This window comes from Cellulomonas sp. P4_H4, from assembly GCF_056400865.1.
Map to the genome: position 1 here is coordinate 118,621 of NZ_JBFUKL010000002.1, position 14,959 is coordinate 133,579.

A 14,959-nucleotide genomic window follows, 5' to 3' on the forward strand; every position below is an offset into this window, starting at 1 on the left:
GGGCCCTGTGTGGTGCTCGGAGGGCGGGCCACTGTGTGAGTTACCGAACACCTCACGGCCCGGTCGCCGGGCCCCGCACCTAGGAGCAGACCATGGCCGCCACCCACCCCGAGATTGCGACGTCGGTTCATCCAGCAACGTTGGTCGAAGATGACCTCGTCACGTCGTCCGCCGGCCGTCGCGTGCTTGCCGTCACCCGGCTCGCGACCGGTTTCATCTTCCTCTGGGCCTTCCTCGACAAGACCTTCGGTCTGCACTACAGCACCGGTGCTGCGGTCGCCGAGGGCGACCCGAGCCTGTCCTGGATCAACGGTGGGACGCCGAGCCAGGGCTTCCTCACCTTCGCGGCGCAGGGCCCGTTCAAGGAGTTCTTCAACTCGATCTCCGGTGTCGCCACCGACTGGCTGTTCATGCTCGGCATGCTGGGCGTGGGCCTTGCGGTCATGCTCGGTATCGGCATGCGGGTCTCGGCCGTCGCAGGGGCCCTCATCATGGCGATGATGTGGCTCGCCGAGTGGCCGCTGACGCAGGGGTCGAACAACCCCCTGGTCGACTACCACGTCATCTACGCGCTGGTCCTGATCCTCGGCGCGATCCTCCTGGCCGGAGACACCTGGGGCCTCGGCCGCCGGTGGGCCAAGCTCCCGATCGTGCAGCGCTTCGCCTGGCTGCGCTGATCTGACGAGCACGAAGGGCGCGGCACCTTCCCCAGGTGTCGCGCCCTTTGTCGTGCCTTGAGTGCGCGGTCAGGCGTTGTTGGCCCTGCGCTCCTCGACACCCTTCTTGACCAGCACGAGCGGCAGCAGCAGCGTGCCGAGCATCGTGATGATCCAGACGAGGATCGTGCCGAAGAACCACGCGGCAGCATCGTCGATCGTGATCGACCCGTTGATCGCCGTCGCGACGAGCAGCGCGATGAACGTCGAGATGAGCCCGACCGCTCCGGTCAGCGCGCTCGCGTTCTTGGTGGTGGTCTTCAAGATGAACGGCGACAGGATGCTCTGCAGGACGGCGAACACGAGCACGGCGATGAGGAACCCCTCCGCCTTCACCTCGAAGCCGTCGACGATCAGCGACGTGAGCCAGAGTCCCAGCGCTGCTGAGCCGATGAAGATCACCGTACGAATCAGGAAGCGGATCATGGCCTGTCTGTTCTCCTCTGCACGGTGAGGCGGGCGGCGCTGCCTCGTCGTCCCCCACCCTAGGGACTAGCACCGACTCAGGGAATCCCCGAACCACAGGCCTGTGACCTGTTCGTTTGTTACGAACTGTCGCAGGCCCATGAACTGATCGCACAGTGCCGCTAGCGTGGCAAGCGTGACGGATACAACCACCCCCATCGCAACGCCCGAGCACACTGTCGAGGGCTTCGTCCGAGAGTTCCTCCGGGAGCTCAACTTCGGCCAGGGCACCGACCTCACGAAGGCGTCGGTGAACGACAAGTACCTCGCCATGGCGCGCACCGTGCGGCACTACCTGATGGTGCGGTGGCTCGCCACGTTGCGCCGGCAGTACCAGCTGCAGGCCAAGTCCGTCGCCTATCTGTCCGCCGAGTTCCTGCTCGGCCGGCAGCTGGACAACGCGCTGCTTGCCGCGGACCTCGACGAGATCGTCGAGGAGGGCCTCGCGTCGCTCGGCATCGACCTGGCCGAGCTGCGTGACGCCGAGGTCGAGCCTGGCCTCGGGAACGGTGGTCTCGGCCGTCTCGCGGCGTGCTTCATCGACTCGCTCGCGACGATGAACGTGCCCTGCATCGGCTACGGCATCCGGTACGAGTACGGGATCTTCCGGCAGACGTTCGTCGACGGCTGGCAGGTCGAGAAGCCCGACAACTGGCTGGCCCTCGGGTCGCCGTGGGAGTTCCCGCACCCGGAGTCGGCCGTGACCGTCAGCTTCGGCGGCCACACCGAGCACTACGACGACGACGGCGTCACACGCTCGCGGTGGGAGCCGGGCTGGAGCGTCCTGGGCGTCCCCTACAACTACATGGTCCCGGGCTTCGAGAACGGCCGTGTCAACACCCTGCGCCTGTGGAGCGCTCGCGCCACGCGTGCGTTCGACCTGGAGATCTTCAACGCCGGCGACTACGCGCAGGCGGTCCGTGCGCAGACGTTCGCCGAGAACATCTCCAAGGTCCTCTACCCCGAGGATTCGACGCCGCAGGGCAAGGAGCTGCGCCTCCAGCAGCAGTACTTCTTCGTCGCGTGCTCCCTGCGCGACTTCCTCGACCAGGTGCTCCCGCCGGACTTCGACCTGCACAACCTGCCCGAGCGGATCATCTTCCAGCTCAACGACACCCACCCCGTCATCGCGATCCCCGAGCTCATGCGGATCCTGGTCGACGAGAAGAAGTGGGAGTGGGCCGACGCCTGGGCCGTCACGCAGAAGTGCTTCGCGTACACGTGCCACACGCTGCTGCCCGAGGCGCTCGAGGTCTGGTCGACCGAGCTGCTGGGCAAGCTCCTGCCGCGCCACCTCGAGATCATCTACAAGATCAACGAGGAGTTCATGGCCGAGCTGCGCACCGCGTTCCCGGACGACGAGCTGCGCGTCCGCCGCATGTCGATCATCGCCGAGTACCCCGAGCGAGCGGTCCGCATGGCGTACCTGGCGACGGTGGCCGGCTCCAAGGTCAACGGTGTCGCCGCCCTGCACTCGCAGCTGCTGCGGGACAAGGTGCTGCACGACTTCTCGGACCACTTCCCGGAGAAGTTCACCAACGTCACCAACGGAATCACGCCCCGCCGGTTCGTCCGGCTGGCCAACCCTGGCCTGTCGGGGCTGATCACGTCGGCGATCGGCGACGGCTGGGTCACCGACCTCGAGCGCCTGCGCGAGCTCGAGCCGCTCGCCGAGGACGCCGACTTCCGTGCCGCGTTCCGGCAGGTCAAGCGTGCGAACAAGCTCCGGCTGGTCGACGTGCTGGCCGAGCGCGACGGCATCACGGTCGACCCCGACACGATGCTCGACGTCATGGTCAAGCGCCTGCACGAGTACAAGAGGCAGACCCTCAAGCTGCTGCACGTGGTCACGCTGTACGACCAGGTGCGCTCCGGTCAGGTCAAGATCGAGGACGTCACGCCCCGCACGTTCGCGTTCGGTGCCAAGGCCGCTCCGGGCTACAAGATGGCCAAGCAGACGATCGGCCTGATCAACGCGGTCGGCCGGACCATCAACCGGGACCCGGCGCTGCAGGGCCGCCTGAGCATCGCGTTCCCGGCCAACTACAACGTCACGCTGGCGGAGAAGCTGATCCCTGCGGCCGACCTGTCGGAGCAGATCTCGCTCGCCGGCAAGGAGGCCTCCGGCACGGGCAACATGAAGTTCGCGCTCAACGGTGCCCTGACCATCGGCACCGACGACGGAGCGAACGTCGAGATCCGCGAGCTCGTCGGCGACGACAACTTCTTCCTGTTCGGGCTCCTGGAGCCCGAGGTAGCGGAGATCGTCGACCGCGGCTACCACCCGACGTCGTTCTACGAGTCGAACCGGTCGTTGCGGCACGCTCTCGACCTCATCGCGTCCGGGCACTTCTCGGGCGGCGACCGTGCGGTCTTCGAGCCGATCGTGTCCAACCTGCTGTCCGAGGACCGGTTCCTGGTCCTCGCCGACTACCAGGCGTACATCGACGCGCAGGCCCGCGTGGACATCGCCTACGCGGACACGGACGGTTGGACGAGGTCCGCGGTGCTGAACGTGGCGAGGTCGGGGTACTTCTCGTCCGACCGCAGCATGCGCGACTACATCGACCGCATCTGGCACCTCGACCCGGTGGAACCGGCGAGCTGATGGCCTGCTGATGTCCAGCCTCACCCCGTACATCGCGGTGCCCGACGCCCGGGCGGCCCTCCGGTGGTACGCCGAGATCCTCGGCGCCTCGCCGGAGGGCGAGCCGATCGTGAACGAGGACGGCTCGGTCGGGCACGCGGAGCTGCGGGTGGGCGGTGCGCTGCTGATGCTCGCTGACAGCGCCCCGGACTACGACTCGGTCGCTCCCGACCTCTCTCGTCCCGCGTCCGTGACCCTGCACCTGACGGTCGACGACGTCGACGGCGTCGTCGAACGGGTGCGGTCCGGCGGGGGCCGGGTCGACCGGGAGCCGACGGCCACGCCGTTCGGGCGCATCGCGGTGGTCCGCGATCCGTTCGGTCACCGGTGGATGTTCGACCAACCCGTGTGAGGCGGGGCCTACCCTTGGCGTGTGACACCGCCCAAGAAGTCCCAGGAGATGAAGGCGTCGACCGCCGCCGCCAAGCTCGACGTGTACCTGCCGGCCACGCCGGAGGAGTTCCAGCAGCGGATGATCACGCGAGACGAGCTCACCGAGCTGCAGCGCACCCCGCCGCAGTGGCTGGTCGACCTGCGTCGCGACGGGCCGCACCCGCGCAGCGTCATCGCCGGTCGCCTGCGCATCTCGATCGCGGGCCTGGCGCGCGGGGGCGTCACCGACCCCCTGACCACCGCCGAGATCGAGGCTCTGCAGGCCGATCCGCCCGAGTGGCTCGTCCGCGAGCGCGAGACCGCCGCTGAGGTGCGCCGCGAGGAGCGTCGTCAGGAGTCGCGCGAGGCCGACCGCCGCGCAGCAGCAGCGGCCGCCACGGCCGGGGAGAAGCCGACCCGCTGACCGGAGCCGTCAGCGCGGACGTCGAGGTCGCGGCTTGGGCTTCGCCTTCGGGCGGGATTTCGACGAGGCCGTGCGCGGGGGGTGGGGCGTCTTCTTCTTCGCCACGGGTTCCGGTGCCGGTGGTGCCCCGCGCCCTCGGCTCGAGGACGCCGTGCGCCCCCGGACGATACCGATGAACTCCTCGGTCAGGTCGTCGTAGCGCTCGGTGACCCACGCGAGCCCGATCGACGAACCCGGGGCGTCCCGGACGGTGCGCGCGGTCAGGCCACGGCGCTGGTGCAGGCGACCGAGCGACTGGGGCAGGACGAGGACGCCCACGCCGGCTGCTACGAGATCCACGGCGTCGGACGTCGTCTCGACCACGCCACCGGCGAACGGCGTCCCGGGGGCGTCCGCCCAGCCGAGCGTGTCGTCGAGCGGCACGACGAGGGTCTCGTCGGCCAGGTCGGCGGCGTCGATCTCTGCGTCGGCAGCCGTCACGAGGTGGTCCTTGGGCACGACGACGACCGTGGCCTCGGTGTACAGCGGGATGACGGAGAGCTCCGCGTCCGCGGCGGGAAGCCGCACGAGCGCGACGTCCGCGGAACCGGCGCGCAGGTGCTCGACCGCCTCGGCGGGGGTGCAGTGCACGAGCTCGACGGGCACGTCGGGCAGGCGTTCCTGCCAGACGCGCAGCCAGCGGTCGGGGTTCACGCCGGGGACGAGGGCGATGCGCAGGGAGGTCACCGGACCCTCCGGAACACCAGGTCGCGGACCTCGTGGCCGAGGTCGAGGCCGCGCTGCTGGAACTTGGTGACCGGCCGGTGCGCGGGACGCTCCACGAAGCCGTCGGCCGTGTTCTCCAGGAACGGGTCAGCGGTCAGCGCCTCGAGCATCGCGTCGGCGTAGTCGACCCAGTCGGTCGCGCAGTGCAGCACGCCTCCGACGACGAGCCGCGAGCGCAGCAGCGCCACGTGCGACGGCTGGACGAGCCGTCGCTTGTGGTGGCGCGCCTTGGGCCACGGGTCGGGGAAGAACACGTGCACGGCGTCGAGCGACTCGGTCGGCAGCGCCCGTCGGACGAGGTCGAGGGCGTCCCCGTGCCCGACGCGCACGTTGGTCAGTCCGGCGCGCGAGACGAGGCCGAGCAGCGACGCGACGCCCGGCAGGTGCGCCTCGACGGCGACGTAGTCGCGGTCCGGGTCGGCGGCGGCCATCGCCGCGGTCGTCTCGCCCATGCCCGATCCGATCTCCAGCACGAGCGGAGCAGTCCGACCGAAGCGGGTCGCCGCGTCGAAGGGCGCCCCGTCGACGCCGAAGTCGTCGTGCACCGAGAAGCCGAGCACCGGGAACAGCGCGCGCAGGTCTTCCTCCCGCTCGGGGCCGAGCGCGGACCGGCGCGGGTGGTACGTGCGCAGCGGCTCGTGCGGACGCGCGGCGACGAGGCGGAACGCGTCGGACGGGAGGTTCACGCACCGAGCCTAGGCGTCGAGACGAGGACCCATGACCGCGAACACCTCGCCGAACGGGCCGGCGGCGATCGCCATGCGGCCGAAGGGCGTGTCGGTGGGCGGGCTGATGACCGTGCCGCCGAGCGCCGTCACTGAGGCGGCGGCGTCGTCCGTGGACGCGACGGCGAAGTAGAGCGTCCAGGCAGGCTGCGCCTCCCCGGCGGTCGGTCCGTACTGGCCGACCCCGGCGATCGGTCCGGCGCCCTGCGACAGGGACGCGTACGTGAAGCCAGGGGCGCTCAGGTCGTCCACGTGGTACTCGAAGATGCGTCGGTAGAACTCCAGGGCGCGGGGCTGGTCGTGCACCATGACCTCCGTCCACGTCACCGAACCAGGCTCCTCGTCGACGTCCCAACCGGTGTGCGTGCCCGACTGCCAGAGACCGAAGACGGCGTCGGTGGGGTCGGCGTACAGGCCCATCGTGCCGAACCCGAGGATCGCCATCGGCGCGAGGACCACCCGTCCACCCGCGGACACCACGCTCTCGGCCGTGGCGAGCAGGTCGTCGGTGGCCAGGTACACGCACCACGCCGGCGCCGCGACCTCGTCGGCACTCATCGGCTCCGTCAGCCCGACCACGCGGCGACCGTCGACGAAGGCCTGCGTGTACCCGCCGGTCTCGGGGGCGCCGACCTCGAAGGTCCAGCTGAACAGAGGGCCGTAGAAGTCGCGGGCGACGGCCAGCGACGGCACCGTGATGTCGGCCCATGCGGGGGAGCCAGGCGGCCAGGTCTCGCGGTGGGTCGTCATGCGTCCACCCAACACCCGAGGGTGCGACGCCGCCAGGTGGGCACGTGCCCGGCGGGAGCAAACGTGCAGATCAGGCAGACAGCCTGACTCCGGGTGTGCTACCCAGAGGGCATGTCCTCACCCGAGCCGCCGCAGCTCGACAGGACCGTGCCGCAGGACGAGAGCGTCCTGACGGTCGTGGTGGCGTTCGTCGCGAACATCCTCATCGCGGTCGCCAAGTCGGTGGCCGCTGCCGTCACGGGGTCCGCGTCGATGCTCGCGGAGGCTGCGCACTCGTGGGCGGACACGGGCAACGAGGTGTTCCTGCTCATCGCGCAGCGGCGTGCCGCCAAGCCGGCCGACCGGATGCATCCGTTCGGCCACGGCCGCGAGGTCTACGTGTGGTCGCTGTTCGCGGCGATCGGCCTGTTCGCCGTCGGCGCCGGGGTGTCGATCACGCACGGCATCTCCGAGCTCGCCCACCCGGAGCCCGCCACCGACTTCGGAGTCGCGTACGTGGTGCTCGGTCTGAGCGCGCTGCTCGAGGGTGCCTCCTTCTTCCAGGCCTCGCGCCAGGCGAAGAGGGCGGCCGCACGGCGTGACATGGACGTGTTCGAGCACGTGCTCGAGACCAGCGACCCGACCGTGCGCGCGGTGTTCTTCGAGGACGGCGCTGCGCTGATCGGCATCGCGATCGCGTTCGCCGGGATCGGGCTGCACCAGGCCACAGGGTCGGCGACGCCCGACGCGATCGGCTCGATCCTCGTCGGCGTCCTGCTCGCGGTGGTCGCGATCGTCCTCATCGACCGCAACCGTCGGTTCCTCGTCGGCGAGAGCGCAGACCCGGTGCTGCAGGACGCCGCGCTGCGTGAGGTGCTGGCCATGCCCGGGGTCGCTCGTGTCACCGAGCTGCGCCTCGAGTACGTCGGGGCTCGCCTCCTGTTCCTGACGGGTGCGGTCGACCTCGTGGGCAACCCGGTCGAGGATGAGGCGTCGCACCAGCTCGCTGCGCTCGAGCGGCGCATCGCCGGTCACCCGCGGCTCGTCGGCGCGCTGCTGTCCCTGTCCGAGCCTCAAGACGCTTCCCTGGTGCCCAGGACACCTGCATGACCTTCCTGAGCCGACCCACCGACCAGCACCACCGAGGAGCAGATTCGTGACCACTGTCGACGAGGCACCCTTCCGCGTCCCGGTCGGGGGGCTGATCAAGCTCGCGGCGCCTGCGGCCCTGATGGGGATCTTCTGCTCGGTGTCGCTCATAGCGTTGAGCACGCTCGCGGAGCACCTGTCCGACTGGCTCTGGAACGACGTGTCCGCGTCGTTCGGGCTCGAGGCCTACGGCACCGCGTGGACGATCATCATGCTCACGATGACGGGCCTGCTGATCGGGCTCGTCGTGCGGTACGCGCCGGGTCACGCCGGCCCCGACCCCGCGACCCTCGAGCTCGTCGCCGCGCCGCTCAAGCCGATGGTCCTGCCGGGTCTTGCCGCCGCGCTGATCCTCATGCTCGCGGGCGGCGTGAGCCTCGGCCCCGAGAACCCGATCATCGGCATCAACGTCGGGATCATCGTCTGGGTCGGCATGAAGCTCTTCCCGAAGGTCAACGTGCCGATCTGGCTGGCCATCGCCGTCGCCGGGACCATCGGCGCGATGTTCGGCACACCCGTCGCGGCCGCGCTGCTGCTGTCCGAGCTGGACGCCGGCGACAGGCGCATCCCGCTCTGGGACCGACTGTTCGCGCCGCTCGTCGCGGCGACTGCCGGCGCACTCACGACGATGCAGCTGGCCGACCTGGACCTCTCCGTGAACGTCGGCACGTACGTCGACGGCGGTCTCAAGGACCTCGGTCTGGGCATCCTCATCTCGCTCGGTGCCGCGGTGTTCGGGCTCGTCGCCGTCTACCTGTTCGTGCCGTTCCACACGCTCTTCCAGAAGATCAAGCACCCGGTGGTGATGCTGACGATCGGCGGACTGCTGCTCGGCGTCCTCGGTGCCATCGGCGGCGAGGTCACCCTGTTCAAGGGGCTCAAGCAGATGCAGGAGCTGCCCGGGCTGGCCGCGACGACCACCGCGGTCGGTTTCCTCGTGTTCGCCGTGGTCAAGCTGTTCGCCCTGCTCGTCGCCGCCACCTCGGGCTTCCGCGGCGGGCGGATCTTCCCGACGCTGTTCATCGGTGTCGCGCTCGGGTTCGCGATCCACCAGGCCTGGCCGAGCACGGTCTCGCTGCCGCTCGCCGTCGGGTGTGCGTGCGTCGGCATCCTGGTCGCCGCGACCCGAAGCGGCTGGCTGAGCATCTTCATGGCGGTCGCCGTGGTCCCGCAGATGATCCTGCTCCCGGCGTTCATCCTGGCGACGCTCGTCGCGTGGCTGCTGGTGACCAACCGGCCGCAGCTCATCGCCCCGGCGGCCAAGGAGCCGGAGCCCACCGCCGCTACTTGAGCCCGCCCCAGCGTCGCCAGGCGTCGGCGCTGAGGTTCGGCACGTTGGCATCCTCCGGGGACGGTCCGCGCACGAGGCGCCCGAGGATCCCCTCGTCCTGCGCGCACGCCCGCCCGACGACGGTCGCCCCGACGATCGCGAAGCTGAGCACGAAGAGCCAGCTGATGTAGACGAACACCAGCCCGAGCACACCGAACTCCTCTGCGCCCGTGGTCAGGACGATCGGCAGGTAGACGGTGCCGAACACCCCGAGCGCCGTGAGCGCGACCGAGATGATCGCGCCCGTGAACGTCAGCGCGCGCAGTGAGATCTCGGTGCGCATGAGCACCCAGGGCACATAGGTCCACACGACGGTCCAGATGACGAACCGGGCCGCGGTCTCGATCACGTTGTCGAACGGCCGGTCGGCCAGGATGGACTGAGTGAGCGCGAGCAGGGCGAGCGCGACCATCACCGCCACGATGGTCGCGATCCACCGCCAGGCCGTGCGCAACGGCGGCTTCGGCACGTCCCACACCTTGAGGAACATCCGCTCGAGGGCCCGCGAGTACGCGGTCGCACTGAAGAAGGCGACGAGGAACCCGAAGAACCCGACGCTGCTGACGACGCTCGCCGAGCTCGGGATGCTCCCCGAGAGCGCCTCCTGGACATCGTTGGACAGGCCCATCACGTCGCCCATGGTGGCGCCGAAGCTCTCCTTGTTCGGGCGGACGGCGGCCAGGACGATCATGATCGGGACGATCGAGACGAACGCCTGCGCCGCCAACGTCATGGCGCGGTCGAACGGTTCGATCGCCGTGAAGCCGTTGATGATCCGTTCGATGAGGGTGCCCAGAGGCGTCCCGCGGAGGCTCTCCCAGTACCGCTCGCCGCGGATCTTCCAGCGCGCGACGAAGCGCAGGATCCGCAGCTTCCAGCGCTCGTACCTCTGACTCACGGCAGCCGGGCGTCGAGGAACTCGAGGACCGCGGCGGTGTACACGTCTCGCGCGGGGGCAGGCGACAGGGCCAGGTCGTGCGCACCGCCGGGAACCTCGACGAACGTGACGTCGGCGCCGATCAACGGTGCGCGTTCCTTGATCTGCTCGACATCGAGGACGGAGTCGGTCGTGACGAGCTCGGGGTGCCACTTCGCGTCCGGGCCCGACCGGTCGGACGCGAGGACCAGGACCGGCACGTCGACGGCCAGGCCGCGAGCTACCCGGGCGTGCCCGCGGCGCACGGTCCGGATGAGGCCTGCGCGCCCCGGGAACCCGCTGTGCGGCTTCCACGCGAGGTCGTAGGTCCACTCGCCGCCCGTGTCGTGGTGCAGCGCCTCGCCGTAGAACCGGCCGGGCCTACCGACGATGAGCCGGGGCAGGAACGTGCCGACGACGTCGATCACTGGGGTCAGGACCTTCCGCTCGAACCAGTTCCCCCGCAGGTCCAGCCACGGGCTGTTGAGCACGAGCGCGTCGATCCGGCCCGTTCCGGCGCGGGCGTCGGCCCACAACGACGTGATCAGCCCGCCCATCGAGTGTCCGAGCAGGACGACCTGGTCGTGGTCGGCGCGCAGCAGCGCGATCGCCGCGTCGATCTCCTCGGCGTAGGTGGCGAGGTCCGTAGTGTAGTTCGGTGTCCGGCCTTCCTGGATGGACCGCCCGAAGTCGCGCAGGTCGAGCGCGAACAGGTCGTAGCCGGCGCGCTCGAGGGACTCGGCGAAGCCCGTGTGGAAGAAGTAGTCGACGAACCCGTGCACGTAGAGCACCGCGCGCCGCGGCGTCTCCCCGGACGGCGTCTTGTGCACCAGCGTCGCGATCGGGCCGGGCGTCTGACCGTCCGGTCGCAGGGGCAGAGTCAGGGCCGTCCAGCCCTCGCCCAGGACGTCAGGGTGCTGGCTCGGCGCAGGCATGGCGTGATCGTGCCACGCCGACCTCACTCGCGGGGTGTCCTGCCTCACAATCCGCCCCGCGCGTGCCGATCAGATCAGGTGTGGACGCGCGTACAGATCGAGACCTCTGGCTGTCAGAGGACCGAGACGACGCGCCCGCGTTCGGGACGCTGTTCGACCGGCACCACCGAGCCGTGCACCAGTACTGCTTCCGGCTGACGGGGTCACGGGCCGCCGCGGAGGACCTGCTCACGCAGACGTACCTGCAGGCGTGGCGCCGCCGGGGCGAGCTGACCCCGGCCGACGAGAGCGCGCTGCCGCTCCTGCTGCACCTGGCCACGTCCGGCGTCCCACGTGGACGTCGGCTCGTCCCGACGCAGCGGTCGGCGCCCGAGGACGGCGAGCTCGCCATGCACGACGTCCTGCGCCGCATCGTCCACATCAAGGGGCGCGACCGGGAGATCCTCGAGCTGCACGCGTTCGGCGGGCTCACCGACGACCAGGTCGCGCAGGTGCTCGGCATCCCGGTGGGCTCGGTGCGCTGGTCTCTCGACCGTACGCGCGGGCCGCTCGAAGAGCCGGTGGTGCTCTCGTGATCGACCTTCCCGACGCCGAGGAGCTCGCGCCCGAGAGGGCCGCCGAGCTGCGGCGACGACTCCAGGGCGCGATGCTCGCCGACCCGTCGATGGTCGAGTCGCGGACCAGACCGCACCGGGCGGGTGCCGCCGTCGTGGGTGCTCTGCTCGTCTGCCTGCTGGTGGGTGGTGGACTGGCTGCCGCGGTCGCGATCACCCTGACCGCCGCGCACCGCAGCGCGGCCGACTCGGTCGTCGTGGAGGCCGACATGCTCGACGTCCTCTACGAGGGGCGTCGGATCACGCAGGATGACCTTGCGGCGCTGACCAAGGTAGGTCGGGGCACGTTCACGACGGCGGACACCGACACGGAGAAGGACCTGCACGCGATCCGCGCGTTCGACACGCTGGAGGAGCTGGACGCGTACGCGGCGGACTACCTGGCGTGGCAGAAGGACAGGGCCGACGGGGACGATGTCGAGGCGTGGGGGACTGTCCGCCCGTAAGTTGAGCGGAATAGACTCAAGTCTGACGGTGGTTGAACTGACCGGACTGGTTCTGGTTCAAGAACGCCTCGACTCACTCAGGAGGTCATGTGGACGCCAAGTTCACCACCCGTTCCCAGGAGGCCCTGGGCGACGCGATCCAGGCGGCGTCGGCAGGTGGCAACCCGCAGCTCGAACCCGTGCACCTGCTCAGCTCACTCCTGCAGCAGCAGGGCGGTGTGGCCAACGGGCTGCTCGACGCTGTCGGTGCCGACCGCGCTGCGCTCGGCCGCTCCGTGCGCGGCATGCTCGTCGGCCTGCCCACCGCCAGCGGCGGCACCGTCGCCCAGCCGTCGGCGTCGCGCGCCACGTCGATCGCCCTGGAGGCCGCCTCGTCCGAGGCGCGAGCCCTGGGCGACGACTTCGTCTCCACCGAGCACCTGCTGCTCGGCCTGGCCGCCGGGCAGTCCGGCGTCGCCGACGCGCTCCGGGCGCAGGGTGCGTCACGTGAGGCGCTCGCGGCCGCACTCCCGACGGTGCGCGGCTCGGCCCGCGTCACGACCCCGAACCCCGAGGGCACCTACAAGGCGCTCGAGAAGTACGGCGTCGACCTGACGCAGCTCGCGCGCGACGGCAAGCTCGACCCGGTCATCGGGCGCGACTCCGAGATCCGCCGCGTCGTGCAGGTGCTGTCCCGGCGCACCAAGAACAACCCCGTGCTCATCGGCGAGCCAGGCGTCGGCAAGACAGCCGTCGTCGAGGGCCTCGCCCAGCGGATCGTCGCCGGGGACGTCCCCGAGAGCCTGCGCGGCAAGAAGCTGGTCTCGCTGGACCTGGCCGCGATGGTGGCCGGCGCCAAGTACCGCGGCGAGTTCGAGGAGCGCCTCAAGGCCGTGCTCGAGGAGATCACCGGCTCGAACGGCGAGGTCGTCACGTTCATCGACGAGATCCACACCGTCGTCGGCGCGGGCGCCGGTGGCGAGGGTGCCATGGACGCGGGCAACATGCTCAAGCCCATGCTCGCGCGTGGCGAGCTGCGGCTGGTCGGCGCGACGACGCTGGACGAGTACCGCGAGCGCATCGAGAAGGACCCCGCGCTGGAGCGGCGCTTCCAGCAGGTGTTCGTCGGCGAGCCGTCCGTGGAGGACACCATCGCGATCCTGCGCGGGCTCAAGGAACGCTACGAGGCGCACCACAAGGTCACCATCGCCGACTCCGCCCTGGTCGCCGCGGCGACGCTGTCCGACCGCTACATCACCGGGCGTCAGCTGCCCGACAAGGCGATCGACCTCGTCGACGAGGCCGCGTCGCGGCTGCGGATGGAGCTCGACTCGTCGCCGATCGAGATCGACGAGCTGCAGCGCGCCGTCACGCGCCTCGAGATGGAGGAGGTCGTGCTCAGCGAGTCCGACGACCCGGCCTCGGCCGCGCGTCTGGAGAGGCTGCGCAAGGACCTGGCCGACCGTCGCGAGGACCTTGCGTCGTTGACGGCCCGGTGGGAGAAGGAGAAGGCCGGCCACAACCTCGTCGGTGACCTGAAGGCGCGTCTGGACTCGCTGCGCTCGGATGCCGAGCGGCTCCTGCGCGAGGGCGACCTCTCGGGTGCCGCGCGCATCCAGTACGGCGAGATCCCGGCCCTCCAGCAGGAGATCTCGTCCGCGGAGGCGTCCGAGGAGGCCGAGGAGCTCGTCGAGGAGGGTCCGCCGATGATCGCGGACAAGGTGGGGCCCGACGAGGTCGCTGACGTGGTCGCGCAGTGGACCGGCATCCCCGCCGGTCGGCTGCTCGAGGCGGAGACCGCGAAGCTCCTGCGCATGGAGGAGGTGCTCGGCGAGCGGCTTATCGGCCAGAAGAAGGCCGTCGCCGCGGTGTCCGACGCGGTCCGTCGTGCCCGGGCAGGCATCTCCGACCCGGACCGTCCCACGGGTTCGTTCCTGTTCCTCGGCCCGACCGGCGTCGGCAAGACCGAGCTCGCCAAGGCGCTCGCGGACTTCCTGTTCGACGACGAGCGCGCCATGGTCCGCATCGACATGTCCGAGTACTCGGAGAAGCACTCCGTGGCGCGGCTCGTCGGCGCGCCTCCCGGCTACGTCGGCTACGAGGAGGGCGGCCAGCTCACCGAGGCCGTCCGCCGCCGGCCCTACTCCGTCGTGCTCCTCGACGAGGTCGAGAAGGCGCACCCCGAGGTGTTCGACCTGCTGCTCCAGGTGCTCGACGACGGCCGGCTCACCGACGGGCAGGGCCGCACGGTCGACTTCCGCAACGTGATCCTCGTGATGACGTCGAACCTCGGCTCGCAGTTCCTCGTGGACCCGCTGCTCAGTGACCGCGACAAGCGCGACGCCGTCATGGGTGCGGTGCGCACCACGTTCAAGCCCGAGCTGCTCAACCGGCTCGACGACGTGGTCCTGTTCGACCCGCTCTCGCTCGAGGAGATCGGCTACATCGTGGGCCTGCAGGTCGAGTCCCTGGGCAAGCGGCTGGCGGACCGCCGGCTCACTCTCGAGGTGTCGGCGGCCGCGGCCGAGTGGCTGGCGCTCGAGGGCTACGACCCCGCGTACGGGGCGCGACCGCTGCGGCGGCTCGTGCAGCGCGAGATCGGCGACCGGCTGGCCAAGCGGCTGCTCGCGGGCGAGATCGCCGACGGCGACACCGTGGTGGTCGAGCGCGGGGACACGGGCCTCGTGGTCAGCGCACACGGCTGACAGACAGCCTGCGACGGCGTCCGGCCCCCTGCGGGGTCGGGC

At 70.3% G+C, this 14,959-nt stretch carries 15 protein-coding genes; 9 read left to right on the forward strand and 6 right to left on the reverse strand.

The genetic code is table 11. From position 1 onward, the window contains the following. Positions 1-140: 140 nt before the first annotated feature. Positions 141-677 (forward strand): DoxX family protein, encoded by a 537-nt coding sequence (locus tag AC1DPN_RS06820; protein ID WP_477083979.1) that lies wholly within the window; start codon positions 141-143, stop codon positions 675-677. 69 nt (positions 678-746) lie between these two features. Here the strand turns inward: AC1DPN_RS06820 and AC1DPN_RS06825 are convergent, their stop codons facing one another. Further along, positions 747-1,142, reverse strand: coding sequence for a phage holin family protein (locus AC1DPN_RS06825; protein WP_477083980.1), 396 nt, complete (start codon positions 1,140-1,142; stop codon positions 747-749). A gap of 175 nt (positions 1,143-1,317) precedes the next feature. Here AC1DPN_RS06825 and AC1DPN_RS06830 point away from each other — a divergent pair, with 175 nt between their 5' ends. From AC1DPN_RS06830 to AC1DPN_RS06840, 3 genes are read left to right on the forward strand one after another with little or no spacing between them, the layout of a single operon-like run. Next, positions 1,318-3,789 (forward strand): glycogen/starch/alpha-glucan phosphorylase, encoded by a 2,472-nt coding sequence (locus AC1DPN_RS06830; RefSeq protein WP_477083981.1) that lies wholly within the window; start codon positions 1,318-1,320, stop codon positions 3,787-3,789. Positions 3,790-3,799: 10 nt separating this feature from the next. Next, on the forward strand, positions 3,800-4,180 hold the full coding sequence (locus tag AC1DPN_RS06835) for a VOC family protein (RefSeq protein ID WP_477083982.1): 381 nt from the start codon (positions 3,800-3,802) through the stop codon (positions 4,178-4,180). A 21-nt stretch (positions 4,181-4,201) separates the two neighbouring features. After that, positions 4,202-4,624, forward strand: coding sequence for a DUF5997 family protein (locus tag AC1DPN_RS06840; RefSeq protein WP_477083983.1), 423 nt, complete (start codon positions 4,202-4,204; stop codon positions 4,622-4,624). A 9-nt stretch (positions 4,625-4,633) separates the two neighbouring features. Here AC1DPN_RS06840 and AC1DPN_RS06845 read toward each other — a convergent pair whose 3' ends face one another. The 3 genes from AC1DPN_RS06845 to AC1DPN_RS06855 are packed head-to-tail and all read right to left on the reverse strand — an operon-like array spanning position 4,634 to position 6,864. Then, positions 4,634-5,350, reverse strand: a complete 717-nt coding sequence (locus tag AC1DPN_RS06845) for a LysR family transcriptional regulator substrate-binding protein (RefSeq protein WP_477083984.1) — start codon at positions 5,348-5,350, stop codon at positions 4,634-4,636. Beyond that, entirely contained in the window at positions 5,347-6,075 is a 729-nt protein-coding gene (gene trmB, locus AC1DPN_RS06850; protein ID WP_477083985.1) for a tRNA (guanosine(46)-N7)-methyltransferase TrmB, read from the reverse strand. Before trmB ends, AC1DPN_RS06845 begins: the two co-directional genes overlap by 4 nt. A 9-nt stretch (positions 6,076-6,084) precedes the next feature. Further along, positions 6,085-6,864 (reverse strand): VOC family protein, encoded by a 780-nt coding sequence (locus AC1DPN_RS06855; RefSeq protein WP_477083986.1) that lies wholly within the window; start codon positions 6,862-6,864, stop codon positions 6,085-6,087. Between the two features lie 111 nt (positions 6,865-6,975). On the opposite strand from AC1DPN_RS06855, the gene AC1DPN_RS06860 reads away from it, so the two are divergent. Together AC1DPN_RS06860 and AC1DPN_RS06865 are read left to right on the forward strand one after the other, a co-directional pair. Further along, positions 6,976-7,953: a cation diffusion facilitator family transporter gene (locus AC1DPN_RS06860; protein ID WP_477083987.1), complete on the forward strand. Its 978-nt coding sequence runs from the start codon at positions 6,976-6,978 to the stop codon at positions 7,951-7,953. 46 nt (positions 7,954-7,999) lie between these two features. After that, on the forward strand, positions 8,000-9,283 hold the full coding sequence (locus AC1DPN_RS06865) for an ion channel protein (protein ID WP_477083988.1): 1,284 nt from the start codon (positions 8,000-8,002) through the stop codon (positions 9,281-9,283). On the opposite strand, the gene AC1DPN_RS06870 is transcribed toward AC1DPN_RS06865, so the two are convergent. After that, positions 9,276-10,220, reverse strand: a complete 945-nt coding sequence (locus AC1DPN_RS06870; RefSeq protein ID WP_477083989.1) for a YhjD/YihY/BrkB family envelope integrity protein — start codon at positions 10,218-10,220, stop codon at positions 9,276-9,278. The two genes, AC1DPN_RS06865 and AC1DPN_RS06870, sit on opposite strands and share 8 nt — an antisense overlap. Beyond that, positions 10,217-11,173 carry an alpha/beta hydrolase gene (locus AC1DPN_RS06875; RefSeq protein WP_477083990.1) on the reverse strand — a complete coding sequence of 319 codons (957 nt, stop codon included), beginning with the start codon at positions 11,171-11,173 and terminating at the stop codon, positions 10,217-10,219. The genes AC1DPN_RS06870 and AC1DPN_RS06875 overlap by 4 nt, the downstream gene beginning before the upstream one ends. 62 nt (positions 11,174-11,235) lie before the next feature. Between AC1DPN_RS06875 and AC1DPN_RS06880 the strand changes: the two genes are divergently transcribed. The 3 genes from AC1DPN_RS06880 (at position 11,236) to clpB (ending at position 14,917) form a co-directional block, all read left to right on the forward strand. After that, the gene (locus AC1DPN_RS06880) at positions 11,236-11,748 is read left to right on the forward strand and encodes an RNA polymerase sigma factor (RefSeq protein ID WP_477083991.1); all 513 of its coding nucleotides are present in this window, start codon (positions 11,236-11,238) and stop codon (positions 11,746-11,748) included. Continuing rightward, positions 11,745-12,233, forward strand: a complete 489-nt coding sequence (locus AC1DPN_RS06885; protein WP_477083992.1) for a hypothetical protein — start codon at positions 11,745-11,747, stop codon at positions 12,231-12,233. The genes AC1DPN_RS06880 and AC1DPN_RS06885 overlap by 4 nt, the downstream gene beginning before the upstream one ends. An 89-nt stretch (positions 12,234-12,322) precedes the next feature. Continuing rightward, on the forward strand, positions 12,323-14,917 hold the full coding sequence (clpB, locus tag AC1DPN_RS06890; protein WP_477083993.1) for an ATP-dependent chaperone ClpB: 2,595 nt from the start codon (positions 12,323-12,325) through the stop codon (positions 14,915-14,917). Positions 14,918-14,959: the final 42 nt, after the last annotated feature.

Excerpts from the sequence above, each read along its gene's own strand:
- AC1DPN_RS06855 (WP_477083986.1), bottom strand. The coding sequence starts at position 6,864 with ATGACGACCCACCGCGAGACCTGGCCGCCTGGCTCCCCCGCATGGGCC.
- AC1DPN_RS06835 (WP_477083982.1), top strand. The coding sequence starts at position 3,800 with ATGTCCAGCCTCACCCCGTACATCGCGGTGCCCGACGCCCGGGCGGCC.
- AC1DPN_RS06825 (WP_477083980.1), bottom strand. The coding sequence starts at position 1,142 with ATGATCCGCTTCCTGATTCGTACGGTGATCTTCATCGGCTCAGCAGCG.
- AC1DPN_RS06875 (WP_477083990.1), bottom strand. The coding sequence starts at position 11,173 with ATGCCTGCGCCGAGCCAGCACCCTGACGTCCTGGGCGAGGGCTGGACG.
- AC1DPN_RS06860 (WP_477083987.1), top strand. The coding sequence starts at position 6,976 with ATGTCCTCACCCGAGCCGCCGCAGCTCGACAGGACCGTGCCGCAGGAC.